Below are 17,357 nucleotides of genomic sequence, written 5' to 3'. Positions count from 1 at the left end.
TCACGGAGGAAAAAATCATGGCACTTACCATTAACACAAACGTCGCTTCACTCAACGCTCAACGCAATCTTGGTTCTTCTCAGAGTGCCCTTGGCACCGCCATGCAGCGTTTGTCCTCGGGCCTTCGCATTAACAGCGCAAAAGACGACGCTGCTGGTCTGGCCATTTCCAACCGCATGACCTCCCAAATCCGGGGGCTGAACCAGGCAGTACGTAATGCCAACGATGGTATTTCTCTGGCGCAAACTGCTGAAGGCGCTTTGCAGGAGACCACTAACCTGCTGCAGCGTATGCGCGAACTGGCGGTGCAGTCCTCCAACGGCACCAATACGACAGAAGACCAGGCGTCTCTGGATGCTGAATTTCAGCAGCTGATTACTGAGATCGACCGTATTTCGACGGACACCTCCTTTAATAATCAGACGCTGCTTAATGGTGATTTTTCTGGAGCAACCAATGCGATGGTATTCCAGATTGGTGCCGATGCCGCCCAGACAATTGCTGTGGAAATTGCTGGCGCGGGTGCAGCTGCGCTGTCCATTAACGCACTCAATGTTCTTACTTTTAGCGCGGCACAATCTGCCATCACTCAGATTGATGCAGCAATTGGGACTGTGGATTCGAGCCGCGGTAACCTTGGTGCGGTTCAGAACCGCCTCGAATCCACCATCGCCAACCTCTCAAACGTTTCTGAAAACGTCTCCGCTGCCCGCAGCCGGATTCTGGACGCCGATATCGCTCAGGAAACCTCGAACATGACCAAGTTCAATATCCTGCAGCAGGCCGGCACTTCCATTCTGGCACAGGCCAACCAAGCTCCGCAGCTGGCCCTGTCGCTGCTCGGCTAAGAGAACCACGTTAGGCTCTTCCGGGGGATCTTCGGATCCCCCGTTTTTTCCAGAAGGGCCCAGGGTGCAGGAGGGTTGTCATGAAAATCGAAGCTGTTTCCGCACAACAAATTTTTCCGCAGAACACGCAGCAGGGCGTAGCCGACCAAGCCAACGATCAACGGCGTGCGGCCGAGGCCGCTGCCGAGAAGAAGACGGTAGAGAAGCCGGAAGAAACGCGGCCGGATTCTATTGCGCTGCTTGAGCGTATCAATGAGCTGACCGAAGACGGCGCCTATAGCGTACGCTTCGAGAAGAACCGCGATCTGAATGAAATGGTGGTGAAGGTGGTCGATTCAGATTCAGGGGATGTGATCCGCCAGATCCCTCCCGAGGAGTTGCTCGGCCTGACCAAGCGATTGAATGAGCTGCGTGGAGCGATTGTGAATAATCAGAGTTGATGCTCGCCCGTGTTATTCATGAAGACTTCTGCTGCAACCGTCAATTGCCCGCCATCTCAAGCCGTGCTCGGCTCGATCTGACAGACACTGGCCGGTTTCGCGACGAAGCTTCATGCACAACCCGGGCTAGGATAGCGGGCATTTGGGCGTGCCCGATATCTTGTTTGCTGTTCCTCTCTTACAGAGTCTTTCCTGACAGGTGAGCGGATGGCTGCGGTAGACGCAGTTCATGCGCTATTCGTGCGTCCGCATCGCTTCCCTTTCCTGTTTTTGCATTGCGATTCAAAGAAACTTCATCTGGGGGTTCTGCGTCGTCCTTCAGCGGTCAGCGGCAGGTGATAAGCGACTGCCCCTTTGATTGTATTCCACCGAAGCGCGTCCTGCCAGCAGCCCTATGATCGAAATATCCTCATCAAGGTCAGGCCAATGGATGCCTTCGCCGTTGCCGAGAATTTCGTAGTTTGTGCGAGCGCTCTGAGCTGCATGTGCAAGCCTCGGAAACCACGCTAGAGGGACGCTGATTGTGCGCCCGTCCTTAAGGGAAACGACCAGTTCATCATCACTGCAATGTACCGATGCTGCAAGTGGAATCAAGTCAGCTGTTAAAGTGCCCATACCAGGCCTCCTTAAGGTTTTCTGAATGATTTTCAACAATTTTCAGAATTTTGTTCAGTTCATGTGCGGAAAAGCCTGTGCTGCTTGCAAGTGAAACGGGGCCGAGCCAAAATTTGGCGAGACTGGACTCGCGCTGTACATGGATATGTGGCGGCTCCAGCCCCTCGTTGGCGTAGAAGAAGAAACGATATGGGCCAATCCTAAGAACCGTTGGCACGCTCACCTCACCAGAAAACCAGGATTTTCATATAATTGGCGCATATGGTACCATCGCTCAATTTTTTTCAAATGTATATCAGAGGCAGAGTGGGGTCAAGAACCCGCCGACCCGAAGGCTCCAGTAAGGAGGATTGTTTTTTCTCCGCAGCTTTTTGACGCCAGGCGCCGCTATCAGGTTTTCATCGACTTTCCCTTGCTTTCGCTGAAAAATGGAATAAAATCAACACTATGTTGAATATCGAAAAGCAGATAACGTACTGGCGAAACGGGGCCGTTGAAGATTTGGGAGCTGCGACCGATCTTGTCATGCAGGGGCATGTTCGCCACGGGCTTTTTTTTGCTCATTTGGCTTTGGAAAAGATCTTGAAAGCCCACGTGTGCAGATTCAAAAATCAAATTGCTCCACCTATCCACAATTTGCTAAGACTTGCAGAGATTGCAGATCTCAGCCTTGAGCAGAAGCAACGCGATTTTCTTGCTGAAGTCAATTCGTTCAACATCGAGGGGCGCTATCCCGGAGTACAGTTGCCGCTGCCAACTCAGCGAGAGGCCGAAGAATATCTCCAAAAAATCAAGGAGTTGCATGAATGCTTAAGCCGGATGTTCGAGATGCAGTCATAAAATACCTGAACGCAGTCAAGGATGCCGGGATAGAAATAGAATTTGCGGTCGCCTTTGGTTCGCAGGTCAAAGGGGGGACTCATGAGTGGAGCGATATTGATCTTCTCATCGTTTCCCCAAGTTTTGATTCACTTCAGGACCGCAGTGCAGTGAATTTGCTCTGGCGACTCACCGCGCGAGTGGACAGTCGCATTGAGCCGATCCCGTGTGGCTCCCGGCAGTGGCGGGAAGATGATTCAAGTGTGATCATCGAGATTGCCCGAAAAGAAGGAGAAATCCTTGAAGCGGCATGATGGCTGCCAAATAGCTTCTGGTTTTGATGGGAAAAAATGAAACTCGACATTTCGCCATTTGAAAAAGCCCTTTCACAGCTTGAGCGCAGTTTGGAATACCTTCATTCCGATCTGGCTGAAAGCGATGAAGGCCTGCGTGAACAATTCCGTGCGGCAACGATTCAGGCGTTCGAATTCAGTTACGAGCTCGGTACGAAAATGCTACGCCGGCAGCTGGAGCAGATAACGCCCAATCCTGCGGAAATTCGCGCTATGGCCTTTATGGACATGGTGCGCACAGGTGCCGAGGCGGGGCTGGTCCGGCAAGTCCGCCAATATCGAATTTTCAGGGAAAAGCGCAATATGACCAGCCACACTTACAATGAAGCCAAGGCCGAGGAAGTGCTGGCGGTACTCGATGATTTTGTTGCAGAGATGCATTTTCTTCGCGATGAGCTGAAGCGACGCAATGCGTGACCTCAAGCTACGCCCTGCCGAACAGGAGATTGTTCTCAATATTTTGAGGGAATATGTGCCGGAGCTGGATGTGTGGGCATTCGGATCACGTGTTCACGGCGAAAATCTGAAGCCTTTTTCAGATCTTGATCTTGTGATTGTGACCGAAAGCCCTCTTGATGCGGGCCGGATGGCGGAACTGAAAGAAGCTTTCACCGAATCCGATCTGCCTTTCAAGGTTGACGTCCTCGACTGGTCGACCACGGGGGAGCGGTTCCGGCAGGTGATCAAAAAGAATTATGTTGTTGTGCAGAAAGGGGAGGAGTGAGCTTGTAGAACATCCTTTGACCTGCTCCATCAAACAGGTAAGATAGGAAATATGACCGTGCCGAAACCGCTTTATCCGGCACGGCTATTTTCAGGAGGGATGTATGACTCAGCTTGCCAAACTCCCCATCGGGATTCAGACTTTCAGTGAAATTCGCGAAGAAGAATATGCGTATGTAGATAAAACGCCGCTGGTCCTTCGTTTGGCCACTGAAGGGAAGTATTATTTCCTCTCCCGCCCCCGGCGCTTCGGCAAAAGTCTGCTGCTCTCCACTCTGCAGGCGCTGTTTGAAGGCCAAAGAGAGCTGTTTAACGGGCTTGATATTGAAGACAAGTGGGGTTGGGACACCGTTTATCCCGTCATCAAGATCAGTTTCGGTGGCGTGGCTCGCAGCCTGGAGGATATGAAGCAGGATGTGGGCAATATCCTGGAAGAAAATCAGCGACGATTAGATATCCCCTGCGGCGATCCGCAAGATATCGGAGGCTGTTTTAAGCAGCTTATCCGGGATGCCCACCAGAAATACGGCCAGAAGGTCGTCGTGCTGGTAGACGAGTACGACAAGTTGATCGTCGATAACCTCGATCAGATCGAGGTGGCCAAGCAGGGGCGTGAAGTTCTGCGCGACCTGTATTCCATTATCAAGGACAGTGATGCTTTCATCAAGTTCGCTTTTCTGACCGGGGTCAGCAAGTTCAGCAAGGTCTCGATTTTCAGTGGATTGAACAACCTTGAAGATATCAGTCTGAACCCTGATTACGCCACCCTCTGTGGTTATACGGAACATGACCTTGACACGACCTTTGCCGCGCACCTGGAAGGCGTTGACCGGGCCAAGGTGCGCCAGTGGTATAACGGTTATAACTTCCTGGGCGAGGCCGTTTACAACCCCTATGACATCCTGCTGTTTCTCAAAAATGGTCGGCAATTCAAAAACTACTGGTTTTCCACGGGCACTCCCAGTTTCCTGATCAAGATGATCCATCAGAACAGCTACTATGTCCCGAAGCTTGACAACCTCATGGTCAGTGAAGGCTTGATCGACAGCTATGATATTGAGAACATTCAGCTGGAACCGATCATGTTTCAGACCGGGTATCTGACCATCAAGGAACAAACCCAGGTTGGGGCCATCACCATGTATCAGCTGTGTTTTCCCAATCTGGAGACGCGCTATTCCTTCAACGAGCATATCTTAAGTTACCTGACCGGACAGCAGGCGGAGAAAACCCGCTATCAGTCTGAGATTTTTCAGACACTGACTGCGGCGGATATGGACGGTTTTGAACAGACCCTCAAGGCGCTGTTCGCCTCCATTCCCTACCACAATTACGTTAACAACACGATCGGCAGCTACGAGGGGTACTACGCCAGTGTCATCTACGCTTATCTGGCCAGTCTGGGTCTTGACCTCACCGCCGAAGATGTCACCAGCAAAGGGCGCATTGATCTGACCGTCCGCATGGAAAACGCCATTTACATCCTGGAATTCAAAGTCGACGGCAGCGGCGATGCCCTGGCGCAGGTCAGAGAGCGCAACTATCAGCAGAAGTATCAGAGTGCCGGCAAAGAGATTATCCTGATCGGAATCGACTTTGACTCGACCACTCGAAACATCACCCGCTTTGCCTGGGAAAAGGTATAGCAAAATCCGGAACTTTAAATATCAAGTTCCAGGGTGTTCAAAACTCAGCAATTTATCAAGTAAGCAAATACGTTCATTGTCTGCTGGCCTTTTTGTTCTGCGAAGGTAAAGGCCATTTATTCTGACATTCAGACCTTTCTGGAGAGAAGGCCAAAGCTATGGACCACATGATTGTCCAATGCCTGCGGGAAGCTGTGCCGGATCTGCTGGCGGTGTATCGGTTTGGCAGCTTCGGTACAGACGCAGAGCGCCTGGAGAGTGACCTTGATATCGCCTTTCTGGCTGAGGCTTCCCCCAGTCACGTGAAGCGCTGGAGACTGGCGCAGGAAATGGCGACCATGTTCGGCCGGGAGGTGGACTTGATCGACCTGGCGCAGGCGACAACGGTTTTTCGCATGCAGGTGATCGCCCATGGCAGGCGCATCTGGTGCGCCGATGAGGTGCGCGTCGAAACATATGCGGATTATGTCTTTTCATCCTATGCGCGGCTGAATGAAGAACGGCGGTGGATTTTGCAGGATATCCGAGAGCGGGGAAATATCTATGGCGGATGATGTTCTACTCAACAAGGTTTCAGTCATCGAGCGTTGTATGGGGCGGGTTCAGGAGGAATACGCCGGCCATGAGGATGAACTCGAGACGAATTTTACCCGCCAGGACGCCATCGTTCTGAACCTGCTTCGTGCCTGCGAAGCAGCGATTGATGCGGCGATGCACCTAGTGCGTGTGAGGAGATTGGGTCTTCCCCAGGAGAGTCGCGAGTCGTTCGCCCTGCTGGAAAAAGCGGGGGTGCTCGATGGTGAATTATCTGTGCGTCTGCAGGCTATGGTCGGTTTCCGCAATATTGCAGTGCATGACTATCAGAAGTTGAACCTGGAAATTGTGAAAAGCATATTGGAAGAGGGCCTGCAGGATTTTCGTCGCTTCTGTGAAGTTCTGACTCGAATGGCGTGAATCAGGTCATTGTCCATAAATGGGGACATGCTTAATTGTTGCTTAAACTCTTCGAGCATGTAATATCCTGCCTATTTTGAAACGATGCGGATCGCTTTGCTCACCGGCAGCCTCCTCATGGATGAAGGAGGCTGGGAGAACATCCTTTGACCTGCTGGATCAAACAGGTAAGATAGGAAAGTTGCTCGTGCCGGGATCACTCTTTCCGATACGGCTATTTTCAGGAGGGATGTATGACCCAGCTTGCCAAACTCCCCATCGGGATTCAGACTTTCAGTGAAATTCGCGAAGAAGAATATGCGTATGTAGATAAAACGCCGCTGGTCCTTCGTCTGGCCACTGAAGGGAAGTATTATTTCCTCTCCCGCCCCCGGCGCTTCGGCAAAAGTTTGCTGCTCTCCACTCTGCAGGCGCTGTTTGAAGGCCAAAGAGAGCTGTTCAACGGGCTTGATATTGAAGACAAGTGGGGTTGGGACACCCGCTATCCCGTCATCAAGATCAGTTTCGGTGGCGTGGCCCGCAGCCTGGAGGATATGAAGCAGGATGTGGGCAATATCCTTGAAGAAAATCAGCGACGATTAGATATCCCCTGCGGCGATCCGCAAGATATCGGAGGCTGTTTTAAGCAGCTTATCCGGGATGCCCACCAGAAATACGGCCAGAAGGTCGTCGTGCTGGTAGACGAGTACGACAAGTTGATCGTCGATAACCTCGATCAGATCGAGGTGGCCAAGCAGGGGCGTGAAGTTCTGCGAGACCTGTATTCCATTATCAAGGACAGTGATGCTTTCATCAAGTTCGCTTTTCTGACCGGGGTCAGCAAGTTCAGCAAGGTCTCGATCTTCAGCGGATTGAACAACCTTGAAGATATCAGTCTGAACCCTGATTACGCCACCCTCTGTGGTTATACGGAACATGACCTTGACACGACCTTTGCCGCGCACCTGGAAGGCGTTGACCGGGCCAAGGTGCGCCAGTGGTATAACGGCTATAACTTCCTGGGCGAGGCCGTTTACAACCCCTATGACATCCTGCTGTTTCTCAAAAATGGTCGGCAATTCAAAAACTACTGGTTTTCCACGGGCACTCCCAGTTTCCTGATCAAGATGATCCATCAGAACAGCTACTATGTCCCGAAGCTTGACAACCTCATGGTCAGTGAAGGCTTGATCGACAGCTATGATATTGAGAACATTCAGCTGGAACCGATCATGTTTCAGACCGGGTATCTGACCATCAAGGAACAAACCCAGGTTGGGGCCATCACCATGTATCAGCTGTGTTTTCCCAATCTGGAGACGCGCTATTCCTTCAACGAGCATATCTTAAGTTACCTGACCGGACAGCAGGCGGAGAAAACCCGCTATCAGTCTGAGATTTTTCAGACACTGACTGCGGCGGATATGGACGGTTTTGAACAGACCCTCAAGGCGCTGTTCGCCTCCATTCCCTACCACAATTACGTTAACAACACGATCGGCAGCTACGAGGGGTACTACGCCAGTGTCATCTACGCTTATCTGGCCAGTCTGGGTCTTGACCTCACCGCCGAAGATGTCACCAGCAAAGGGCGCATTGATCTGACCGTCCGCATGGAAAACGCCATTTACATCCTGGAATTCAAAGTCGACGGCAGCGGCGATGCCCTGGCGCAGGTCAAAGAGCGCAATTATCAGCAGAAGTATCAGGGTGCCGGCAAAGAGATTATCCTGATAGGAATCGACTTCGACTCGACCACTCGAAACATCACCCGCTTTGCCTGGGAAAAGGTATAGCCAGGTCCGCCTTGTTTCGCTCCTTTTGTTCTGCTGCACGTTTAAAAGAAACTCCATCTCCCAGCGGGGGAGGGTTGGGGTGGGGGCACCGAAAAGCTACACCTTCTCCCATTCAAATGTTGAGATATTACGCTTGCCGGAGTCGAAGTCGATACCGATGAGGTAGGTGTCGGTATCCGGTCTCTGGTATTTCTGGTGGTAGCCTTTTTCTTTGATCTGCTTCAGGGCGTTGCCCTGACCATCCACTTTAAACTCCAAAATATAGGTGATGTTGTTCATCCTGATGGTCAGGTCGATGCGCCCGGTGCTGGTGACATCTTCGGGGATCAGCTGAAGGCCGAGGCTGGCAAGGTAGGCATAGACAACGCTGGCGTAGTAGCCCTCATAGGCGCTTATCGTGTTGCGGGTGTAGTTGGTATGGGGGATGGCGGCAAACAGCGCCATCAAGGTTTGTTCAAGCTGGTCGAGGTCAGCCTGTGCAAGGCTGTCATATAACTTCCCCTTGGCCTGCGCCGTGTTGGCCTCAGTCAGAGCGGCGGCGACATGGTCGTTAAAGGAGATGGCCACTTCTTTGTTGGGAAAGCCCAGGATGTATTCGATGCCGTAACTGAGCTGCCTTTGCTCCTTGATACTCAAATACCCTGACTGAAAAAGGAGAGGCTCCAGCTTCATGTTTTCTATGTCGTAGCTGTCAATGAGGCTTTTGCTCACCCGCAGATGATCTAACTGGGGAATGAAATAGGTGTTCTTCTCAATCAACTTGATCAGGAAGGTGGGAGTGCCGGTGGCGAACCAATAGTTGTCGAATACCTGACCATTTTTAATAAACAACAGAATATCAAACGGATTATAAACTTTATCGCCCAGGAAATTATATCCGTTGTACCACTCACGCACCTGGTCCATATCCACTCCGTCAAGATGATCGGCAAAACTGGTTTCCAGATCGTGCTGGGTATAGCCGCAAATAGTGGCAAAGGTGGGGTTCAAAGTGATATCTTCAAGGTTATTCAAGCCACTGAAGACTGACACCTTGCTGAACTTGCTGACTCCGGTCAGAAAGGCAAACTGGACATATTCATCGCTGTCCTTGATGGTGGTGTACAAATCCCTAAGAATTTCCCGCCCCTGTCTGGCGATTTTCGGCTGATCCAGGTTGTCGACAATCAGTTTGTCGTATTCGTCGACAAGAATAACCACTTTGCGGCCGTATTTTTCATGCGCCTGTTCGATCATCTCCTTAAGGCACACTCCGCCGTATTCAGGATTGCGGCATTGAATTCCGAGGCGCTTCTGGTTGGACTGCATGATACTTGCAACCATGCGGCGCATCGCGTCAGCATCACGCGCAACCCCGCCAAAGCTTATTTTTATGACAGGATATGTTTTGCCCCAGTCCCACTTGTCTTCGATATACAGCCCCGTGAACAATTCCCTGCGCCCCTCGAACAGCGCCTGCAGGGTGCTGACCAGCATGCTCTTGCCGAACCTCCTGGGCCGCGAAAGAAAATAGTATTTTCCCTCATCCACCATCTGTTTGATCTGGGGCGTTTTATCCAGATACAGATACTGTTCTTCGCGGATCTGGGAGAAGGTCTGGATTCCGATGGGGAGTTTTTTCAGTTGGGCCATTTCCTATGCCTCCGGGGTGATACAAAGCGGAGCTAAGCAACAAAGCAATACTAGCCTTTCCCCAGGCACTCTGCAATGGCTGGGGGCGTCATTCTGCCAAGCAGCATGACGGGATCAGGCGTGTTTAGCCTACCCCCGCAGCCGAACTCCTTTGATCTTCATGATTTTTTTCAGCCAGTCGAGCGCCCCGGGGGACTGCTGCCAGGTTTCGCGCATCTCTTCGCGGTAAAGCCAGGCCTGGTCTTTGCCGCCGATGTGGATGCCGGATTCTGACATTCGCGGTTTTTTGATGCGAGCACGAGTCAGATAAGGGGCAACCAGTGGATAAGCGTCGATGGCCTCCTCGGCCAGCGGTTGGGCGCTTTTAAGTCGGCCGAGGCGATACAGGGCGAGCAGTTTTCCATAGACGGTCTCTACAAAAACATCATCGGGAAACATCTCTGTAACGGCGAGGGCACGCTCATTTTCCCCGCGGCGCAGTAAGTCGTTTATATATTCGCGGCGCAGGCCATGATTGTCATGAGGATTGATTTCAAAGACAAATTCGGCGAGGCGATCTGCTTCTTGCAGATCCTCAAAACCGTACCTTGTCACGGCATAAAGGCGGTTGAGGCTGCGAAGGGCGGGGCGGTTGGAGAGGCGGTTCCACAACAGACGGGAATCTTTTATGCCGACGAGATTTTTCTCGATGATGGCGACAGCGCGTCTGAGCAGGGGCACCATGCCTTCGCGGCTCATGACCGGTTGCGGCATATCCGGATAGAGGAAGAAGGCCGTCACCAGGTCGTCGAGGATGTCGAGACTGTCGGCGGCTTCCGGGTGCTGCTCAAGAAAGCCGATCCACGGTTCGGCCTGTTCGGGCTCCCAACCCTCCCAGTGCTGGTCGGGGAAATTCTGGATGCCGAACGGTTTGTCCAGTTGGCTGACGGCATGCCATTGCGCTTCGAGCTTTTCGATCTCAGGGGGCGGTTGAAAAACGAGGCTTGATTCGGGATCGAGTTGTTCAGGATCTTCTTTTGCCAGCCCTTCTTCCGTCTGTTCTTCAATTTGCTTCATCGCTTTATCAAGCTCTTTGCCGGAGAGGCCCAATCTGCCCAGGTATCCGGCAACTTCGTCCTTATCTTCCAGGTCGAGGGCATTTTCGTCTGTGCTGTAGCTGGGCAAGGGGCGTTCGATGGCAAGGTCGACCCAGTCGAGCAGACGCAGGCTGGTTTCGTCGAGCTCTTCATCGTCATCAAGGTCGTTGTCGTTAAAGAGGTGGTGATCGTCGAGCAAAACTGCTGCGTAATGTGGGTTGTCGATCAGTTCTTGAAGAATTTCGGTGATATGTTCGATTGTTTCCGGCGGGTTCTGAGAGCGCTGCAGCTTGCGCAGCCAGAAATCGGCGCGGGTTGAGATTTGGTCGAAGCGCTCTTCTATGGCCAGTAACTGCATCTCGAGAATGGCGCAGGACGGTGAACCGGGATCGTCGCGCAGAGCGTTGGCGAAGGTCTCGCGACCGCCTTCCAGGTCACCGTTGTCAAGGTAGATTGCCGTAAGCCGTTGCCAGGCTCCGGCCCGCAGGGGGGATTTGGTCGTTTCCCGGCTGATGCGCGCCAGCAGTTCGAGTTTCTCGGCGGCCTGGCCGAATTCATCGTAGGCATCGCAGAGAAGTTGAAGGGCGAAGTCGTCCACAGGGCTGGGTTTTTTGATAGGTTTTTCAAAATGGGGACGCAGCAGCTCGATAGCAAGTAACGGACGGTCATTTTCCAGACTTTCTGCCGCTGCGGTGACCAACGCTTCCAGCGGCAGGATCCCTTGACGGGCCGCCTGCTCGATCTGATCAGATGTCAGGTTGCTCAGAACCAGCGGCCACATGACCATGGTGTCGAGGACGGGAAAAGGGGGCGCATTGCTGCAGCATTTTTTGTACTTGTGCCCTGATTCGCAAGGGCAGGGATCGTTGCGGGTGGGTTTGGGAAGGGGGCGCGGGCGGAAGTTGTTGCCCGGCAGCGGAGTTGCGTTCCAGATCATGTAGCTGACGGGTACGGCCATGGCGCGGAAAAGATCAGCGGGGGCGTTTTTCATTTCGCCCAGGGCGAAGTCCGGCAGATGACCGGCCAGCCAGGTCCGGAAAAGCTCTGGATCTTCATCTTCGAGAATCCGGGCAGCGGCCTGCGGTAGCAGCCGCTCGAGGTCGATGGGGCCTTCGGGCGGGCCGCTGAAACCATTGGTGTTCGGCATAATTTTTGTCCTCCCCGTGGATATTAAGTGAGTGCCGGACAAGGTAACAAAAAAATCAATTTACGTCGCCCTGTGAAATGAATACGTCCACCTTGACATCGGGTTTGGGCGTCGGTTTGTCTTGCTTTCGGCTGAATTTAAAATAAAATCGGCAATATATCAAACAAGCAAATAAGCTCATTATCTGGTAAATTTTGCTTCTTGCTGAAGTAATGGTGATTTATTCTGACATTCAGATGTTTTCGGAGAGAACGCCAAAGCTATGGACCACATGATTGTCCAGTGCCTGCGGGAAGCTGTGCCGCGTCTGCTGGCGGTGTATCGGTTCGGCAGTTTCGGTACAGAAGGGGAGCATCCGGCAAGTGATCTTGATATCGCCTTTCTGGCGGAGGCTTCCCCCAGTCGCGTGCAGCGCTGGAGACTGGCGCAGGAAATGGCGACCAGGTTCGGCCGGGATGTGGACCTGATCGACCTGGCGCAGGCGACGACGGTTTTTCGCATGCAGGTGATCGCCCATGGCAGGCGCATCTGGTGCGTGTGAGGAAATTGGGTCTTCCCCAGGAGAGCCGAGAGGCGTTCGCCCTGCTGGAAAAAGCCGGGGTTCTCGATGGCGAATTATCTGTGCGTCTGCAGGCGATGGTCGGTTTTCGCAATGTCGCCGTGCATGACGATCAGAAGTTGAACCTGGAAATCGTGAAAAGCATATTGGAAGAGGGCTTGCAGGCTTTTCGTCGCTTCTGTGGGGTTCTGACGCGAACGGCGTGAATCAGGTCTTCGTTCTGGGCGGAACCTGTGACATCCTTGAATGCAGAAAAGCCGCACCCTCTGAGGGATGCGGCTTTTCTGCATTAAATGGCAGACAGATATCAGACCATCTACATCATGTCTACACAGCGCCCTTTGTTCTTGCATCCCTGCCCCTTGCAGTTCTGCTTCAGCGGGCGCAGCTTCTCGGTCAGCTCCTGCTGCTCGGGAGTGAGCAGGGAGTGGATTTCGCTGCGCAGGCGGATATTCTCCACCATCATGTCGGCCTTGATGGTGGCCAGTTCGTTGGCGAGGGCTCTGGCGCGGGCTTCGTCGTAGCTGCCGTCGAGACCCATTTCACGCAGTTCTTCCCTCAGTTCGGTCATTTTTCCCTGCTGTGCCGCAGTGTTTTCCCACTTCTGGTTGCGCAGGGCTTCAATCTGGGTCTTCTGCTCTTCAGTCAGGTCGAGCACGGCGGCCATGCGCTCCAGATGCAGATCCTGCCTTTCCTGCCGTTGCTCCTCGGTCATGGCCTTGCCGCCGCCCATCTTGGCTCCCTGGCCGGGAGCAGCAAAAGAGCTGGTTGCCAGTACAGCCGTGCTGAGCAGGCCGATCAGAGCGATGCTGAGAATTTTTTTGATGTTCATGTCATTTCTCCTTTTTTGTGTTGTGAGCCGGTTTGTGTTCCGGTTCGTTGCTTTCGATGGTCAGACTCTACCCCATGATTGTGGAGGAAATGTGAAAGAAATGTGGAAATTAAATCTGTCCGCGGTCCGTAGTCCGTGGTCCGCTGGAAAAGCTTGCTTTTCTGAGAAGAGAGGGCACAATCGTCCCTGACAACTGACAACTGACAACTGACAACTGACAACTGACAACTGACAACTGACAACTGACAACTGACAACTGACAACTGACAACTGACAACTGACAACTGACAACTGACAACTGACAACTGACAACTGACAACTGACAACTGACAACTGACAACTGACAACTGACAACTGACAACTGACAACTGACAACTGACAACTGACATGGGCCTCAAATCAAAACTTTTTGCCGTCCTTCTCGGCGTCGCCTGTACTGTCATCCTCGGCATGTTTCTGCTGATGCAGTGGAGCTTCGACCGGGGGTTTCTGCGCTATGTCCATACGGTTGAAAAGCAGCGTCTTGCGTCGCTGTCCCAAGTCCTCGAGCAGCGCTGGGAGGAGTGGGGCGACTGGGAGGTGTTGCGCGGTAACCGGATGTTGTGGCGGGAGTTGCTACGCGACAGCCTGGTCGCCGATCCTGTCGTGGCGGATTCGGATGTGGAGATTTCCTCTCGCAACGGCATGCCGATGCCACGCATGGGGGAAGGGCATTTTATGCGGCGGCTGGTACTGCTCGATGAACAACGTCGGCCTGTGCATGCAGTTGCCGATGCGGACGAGGCCCGTGATTTTCTCTCTTTAACGGCGGATGGGGAGGTGATTGGTTACCTGGGCCTTGTTCCCCAACGCCATCTTTCCACCATGCACCAGCTTGAATTCGCTCAGGAGCAGAGGCGCTCTTTCTTTATTATCGCCCTGTTGGTGGCCGGCGGCGCGGCGCTGCTGGCGCTGCCGTTGGCGACTACTCTGCTGCGGCGGGTGCGGGCGCTGACCGATGCCACCCATCAGCTTGCGACCGGCAACTATGATGTGCGGGTTAATGAGGGGGCCCGCGATGAATTGGGACGTCTGGCGCAGGATTTCAACCGCCTGGCGCAGACCCTGGAGAACAACGAGATCGCGCGGCGCCAGTGGATCGCCGATATCTCCCATGAATTGCGCACGCCGCTGGCGGTGCTGCGCGGTGAAATCGATGCGATGCAGGACGGAGTGCGCCCCACAGATTCTGCGGCAATCGAGTCGCTGCATGGCGAAGCGATGCGGCTGCATCGACTGGTTGATGATCTCTACCAGCTGTCGCTGGCTGACCTCGGTGCTCTGACCTACCGGAAGCAGTCTGTTGATCCGGTGGCTGTGCTGGCCGAGGCGGTGGCTGAATTCCGGCCGGCTCTTGATCGCGCACGAATCAATGTGGATAATCGAGCGCATCCTCTTGCAGGCGGTATGGTTTCGGCGGATCGCGAGCGAATTTATCAGCTTTATGCCAATCTGCTGGCCAATGTCCTTAAATACACCGACCCCGGTGGAAGGCTTGAAATCGATGCCGACTGTGAGGATGAGCGGATGATCGTCGAAATCCAGGACAGCGCGCCTGGGGTTCCGCAGGAGGCGCTGCCGCGCCTGTTCGACCGTCTCTACCGGGTTGAGCACTCCCGCAGCCGCGCTACCGGAGGGGCCGGCCTCGGTCTTTCCATCTGCCGCGCCATCGTCGATGCACACGGCGGGACGATCGAGGCGCATCCATCAAAGCTGGGCGGGGTATTGATCCGCATCATCTTTCCCCTGGAGGAGAGGTTATGAACGGTACGATTCTCATTGTCGAGGATGAACGCAAGCTGGCTGAGCTGCTGTCCGATTACCTCAAGCAGGCCGGCTTTTCAACCCACATCCTCAGCGACGGCCGCGAGGTTGCCCCATGGGTGCGCGAACAGGCGCCCGAACTGGTTCTGCTCGATCTGATGCTGCCCGGCCGCGATGGCATGGATGTGTGTCGCGACCTGCGCGGTTTTTCCCGGGTGCCGATCATCATGGTGACGGCGCGGGTCGAAGAGATCGACCGCCTTCTCGGCTTGGAGCTTGGCGCCGACGATTATATCTGCAAGCCGTTCAGCCCGCGGGAGGTGGTGGCGCGAGTGAAAGCCGTTCTGCGACGCACCTCGGATGACCAGGATGCTGCTCATGCGGGACTGGAACTCGATGCGGGCCGATTGCGGGCAACGCTGAGCGGGCAGGACCTTGGATTGACCGCGGTGGAATTCAAACTGCTCGCCTTCCTGGGCAACCACCCGGGACGCATCTATGGCCGGGAACAGCTGATGGATCACATCTACCCGGACGAGCGCATCGTCAGCGACCGCACCATCGACAGCCATATTAAGAAGCTGCGCAAGAAGATTGCGGCAGTCGATCCGTCTCGGGAGCTAATCCGTTCAGTCTATGGAGCCGGATATACGTTTGACCCGCAGTGACATCCCCCGCATCCCTCCTCCCTCTGTACGCCTTATTTTACACCCGACCACCCGGGACGCAGGTAACTTTTGTAACTTTTGGTGTTTTTATGCAATTAGAGGGAAATCATGCCACGACAACCGAGAATCCATGCCCCGCGACCACCCGGGACGCAGGTAACTTTTGTAACTTTTGGTGTTTTTATGCAATTAGAGGGAAATCATGCCACGACAACCGAGAATCCATGCCCCGGGCTTATTCCATCACGTCATGGCTCGAGGCATCGAGGGGTGCGAGATCTTTCGCGACCACCCGGGACGCAGGTAACTTTTGTAACTTTTGGTGTTTTTATGCAATTAGAGGGAAATCATGCCACGACAACCGAGAATCCATGCCCCGGGCTTATTCCATCACGTCATGGCTCGAGGCATCGAGGGGTGCGAGATCTTTCGTGATAAAACCGATCGCGAGAATTTCCTCGATCGACTCAGCGACCTTCTTGCCCAACCTAACGCGCCACGTCTTTATGCCTGGGCGCTTCTGTCCAATCACCTCCATCTGCTCCTTCAACCGACCGATACGGCTTTGTCCACGATGATGCGCTGTCTGCTGACTGGCCATGCGGTTCGGTTCAACCTTCGGCACAACCGGCAGGGCCATCTTTTTCAGAACCGGTACAAAAGCCTCGTCGTTGACGAAGAGACGTATTTTCTGGAACTTGTCCGGTACATTCACCTTAACCCGGTCCGCGCAGGTGCTGTCGAAAGTCTTGAGGAATTGGAGCGCTACCCCTATGCCGGGCATGGCGCTTTGGTTGGGCAGAGAATGCGGGTGAGGCAGGAGGTCGAGGAGGTTCTGTCACGTTTTTCTGTGAAACCTGGCCGGGCTGTAGCTGCCTACCGCGATTTTATCGCCGACGGAATCGAGCAGGGACAGCGGTCGGAATTAGGTCACGCCCACGGAGTCAATCAGACGGGTGGCGGTGGAGATGCCAGAATCCTGGGCGGCAAAGCCTTCACGGCTGCGGTTCTTGCGCGTCAGAAGGTGGAAAAAATCCAAGAAAAAATTACGATTGAGGAGATTTTGACGCAAGTGTCGGTCTGCACAGGGGTTGCGGTGGCTGAAATCCTTGGCGCGGGTCGCAGCAGACGGGCAAGCGCCGCTCGAGCGCAATTTTTCGATCGTGCGCAAAAAGAAGCCGGGGCTACGTTGACGGAGTTGGGAAGGATGAGCGGCCGCACGCACGTTGCGGTCATCAAAGCGATCCGCAAGAGGCGGGCAATAGGGGATGGGACAAAAGTTACATAAGTTACCAGCGTCCCCTTATGCCATAATAGGGGATGGGACAAAAGTTACATAAGTTACCAGCGTCCCCTTATGCCATAAGTTACCAGCGTCCCCTTATGCCCCCTGCCCCCTGCGTCCCCTTATGCCCCCTTATGCCCCCATCCCCGCATCCCTCCTCCCTCTGTACGCCTTATTTTAAA

General features: G+C 53.7%; 20 protein-coding genes. 15 read left to right on the top strand and 5 right to left on the bottom strand.

All coding sequences use genetic code 11. The features are described 5' to 3' along the window. Positions 1-17 precede the first annotated feature (17 nt). A complete protein-coding gene (locus GSUB_RS14695; protein ID WP_040201466.1) occupies positions 18-848 on the top strand; it encodes a flagellin N-terminal helical domain-containing protein in 831 nt (276 codons plus the stop codon). An 80-nt stretch (positions 849-928) separates the two neighbouring features. Next, positions 929-1,288 (top strand): flagellar protein FlaG, encoded by a 360-nt coding sequence (locus tag GSUB_RS14690; protein ID WP_040201465.1) that lies wholly within the window; start codon positions 929-931, stop codon positions 1,286-1,288. Positions 1,289-1,606: 318 nt separating this feature from the next. Here the strand turns inward: GSUB_RS14690 and GSUB_RS14685 are convergent, their stop codons facing one another. Next, positions 1,607-1,903 (bottom strand): DUF2442 domain-containing protein, encoded by a 297-nt coding sequence (locus GSUB_RS14685; protein WP_040201464.1) that lies wholly within the window; start codon positions 1,901-1,903, stop codon positions 1,607-1,609. After that, positions 1,884-2,120, bottom strand: a complete 237-nt coding sequence (locus GSUB_RS18775; protein ID WP_084212133.1) for a DUF4160 domain-containing protein — start codon at positions 2,118-2,120, stop codon at positions 1,884-1,886. Before GSUB_RS18775 ends, GSUB_RS14685 begins: the two co-directional genes overlap by 20 nt. Before the next feature lie 230 nt (positions 2,121-2,350). Here GSUB_RS18775 and GSUB_RS18770 point away from each other — a divergent pair, with 230 nt between their 5' ends. From GSUB_RS18770 to GSUB_RS14645, 8 genes are all read left to right on the top strand, one after another. Then, positions 2,351-2,743 (top strand): HEPN domain-containing protein, encoded by a 393-nt coding sequence (locus GSUB_RS18770; protein WP_084212132.1) that lies wholly within the window; start codon positions 2,351-2,353, stop codon positions 2,741-2,743. Then, entirely contained in the window at positions 2,710-3,036 is a 327-nt protein-coding gene (locus GSUB_RS14675) for a nucleotidyltransferase domain-containing protein (protein ID WP_040201462.1), read from the top strand. The genes GSUB_RS18770 and GSUB_RS14675 overlap by 34 nt, the downstream gene beginning before the upstream one ends. Positions 3,037-3,072: 36 nt before the next feature. Beyond that, positions 3,073-3,492: an HI0074 family nucleotidyltransferase substrate-binding subunit gene (locus GSUB_RS14670; RefSeq protein ID WP_040201460.1), complete on the top strand. Its 420-nt coding sequence runs from the start codon at positions 3,073-3,075 to the stop codon at positions 3,490-3,492. Continuing rightward, positions 3,485-3,799, top strand: a complete 315-nt coding sequence (locus tag GSUB_RS14665) for a nucleotidyltransferase family protein (protein ID WP_040201459.1) — start codon at positions 3,485-3,487, stop codon at positions 3,797-3,799. The genes GSUB_RS14670 and GSUB_RS14665 overlap by 8 nt, the downstream gene beginning before the upstream one ends. 103 nt (positions 3,800-3,902) lie before the next feature. Next, on the top strand, positions 3,903-5,444 hold the full coding sequence (locus GSUB_RS14660; RefSeq protein ID WP_040201458.1) for an ATP-binding protein: 1,542 nt from the start codon (positions 3,903-3,905) through the stop codon (positions 5,442-5,444). 158 nt (positions 5,445-5,602) lie between these two features. Then, positions 5,603-5,998: a type VII toxin-antitoxin system MntA family adenylyltransferase antitoxin gene (gene mntA / locus GSUB_RS14655; RefSeq protein WP_040201457.1), complete on the top strand. Its 396-nt coding sequence runs from the start codon at positions 5,603-5,605 to the stop codon at positions 5,996-5,998. Next, positions 5,988-6,398 carry a type VII toxin-antitoxin system HepT family RNase toxin gene (gene hepT, locus GSUB_RS14650; RefSeq protein ID WP_040201456.1) on the top strand — a complete coding sequence of 137 codons (411 nt, stop codon included), beginning with the start codon at positions 5,988-5,990 and terminating at the stop codon, positions 6,396-6,398. Before mntA (GSUB_RS14655) ends, hepT (GSUB_RS14650) begins: the two co-directional genes overlap by 11 nt. 233 nt (positions 6,399-6,631) lie before the next feature. Further along, the gene (locus GSUB_RS14645; RefSeq protein WP_040201455.1) at positions 6,632-8,173 is read left to right on the top strand and encodes an ATP-binding protein; all 1,542 of its coding nucleotides are present in this window, start codon (positions 6,632-6,634) and stop codon (positions 8,171-8,173) included. A gap of 96 nt (positions 8,174-8,269) precedes the next feature. Here GSUB_RS14645 and GSUB_RS14640 read toward each other — a convergent pair whose 3' ends face one another. Together GSUB_RS14640 and GSUB_RS14635 are read right to left on the bottom strand one after the other, a co-directional pair. After that, positions 8,270-9,805, bottom strand: a complete 1,536-nt coding sequence (locus GSUB_RS14640) for an ATP-binding protein (protein ID WP_200890149.1) — start codon at positions 9,803-9,805, stop codon at positions 8,270-8,272. Between the two features lie 129 nt (positions 9,806-9,934). After that, complete coding sequence (locus tag GSUB_RS14635) at positions 9,935-12,028, bottom strand: SEC-C domain-containing protein (RefSeq protein ID WP_040201453.1); 2,094 nt, start codon at positions 12,026-12,028, stop codon at positions 9,935-9,937. 262 nt (positions 12,029-12,290) lie between these two features. On the opposite strand from GSUB_RS14635, the gene mntA (GSUB_RS19175) reads away from it, so the two are divergent. Further along, positions 12,291-12,569, top strand: a complete 279-nt coding sequence (mntA, locus tag GSUB_RS19175; RefSeq protein WP_052464975.1) for a type VII toxin-antitoxin system MntA family adenylyltransferase antitoxin — start codon at positions 12,291-12,293, stop codon at positions 12,567-12,569. Then, the gene (gene hepT / locus GSUB_RS14625) at positions 12,560-12,793 is read left to right on the top strand and encodes a type VII toxin-antitoxin system HepT family RNase toxin (RefSeq protein ID WP_200890148.1); all 234 of its coding nucleotides are present in this window, start codon (positions 12,560-12,562) and stop codon (positions 12,791-12,793) included. Before mntA (GSUB_RS19175) ends, hepT (GSUB_RS14625) begins: the two co-directional genes overlap by 10 nt. A 110-nt stretch (positions 12,794-12,903) precedes the next feature. Here the strand turns inward: hepT (GSUB_RS14625) and GSUB_RS14620 are convergent, their stop codons facing one another. Further along, positions 12,904-13,419, bottom strand: coding sequence for a Spy/CpxP family protein refolding chaperone (locus GSUB_RS14620; protein ID WP_040201452.1), 516 nt, complete (start codon positions 13,417-13,419; stop codon positions 12,904-12,906). A 387-nt stretch (positions 13,420-13,806) separates the two neighbouring features. On the opposite strand from GSUB_RS14620, the gene GSUB_RS14615 reads away from it, so the two are divergent. The 3 genes from GSUB_RS14615 (at position 13,807) to GSUB_RS14605 (ending at position 17,178) form a co-directional block, all read left to right on the top strand. Then, entirely contained in the window at positions 13,807-15,222 is a 1,416-nt protein-coding gene (locus tag GSUB_RS14615) for an ATP-binding protein (protein ID WP_040201450.1), read from the top strand. Beyond that, on the top strand, positions 15,219-15,890 hold the full coding sequence (locus GSUB_RS14610; protein WP_040201449.1) for a response regulator: 672 nt from the start codon (positions 15,219-15,221) through the stop codon (positions 15,888-15,890). The genes GSUB_RS14615 and GSUB_RS14610 overlap by 4 nt, the downstream gene beginning before the upstream one ends. Before the next feature lie 349 nt (positions 15,891-16,239). Continuing rightward, a complete protein-coding gene (locus tag GSUB_RS14605) occupies positions 16,240-17,178 on the top strand; it encodes a transposase (RefSeq protein ID WP_040201448.1) in 939 nt (312 codons plus the stop codon). Positions 17,179-17,357 lie beyond the last annotated feature (179 nt).

Origin of the sequence: Geoalkalibacter subterraneus (assembly GCF_000827125.1) — a bacterium.
Classification (GTDB): Bacteria; Desulfobacterota; Desulfuromonadia; order Desulfuromonadales; family Geoalkalibacteraceae; genus Geoalkalibacter_A; species Geoalkalibacter_A subterraneus.
Note: the sequence above shows the minus strand (reverse complement) of the source record. Positions and strands in the feature narration are given on the sequence as shown.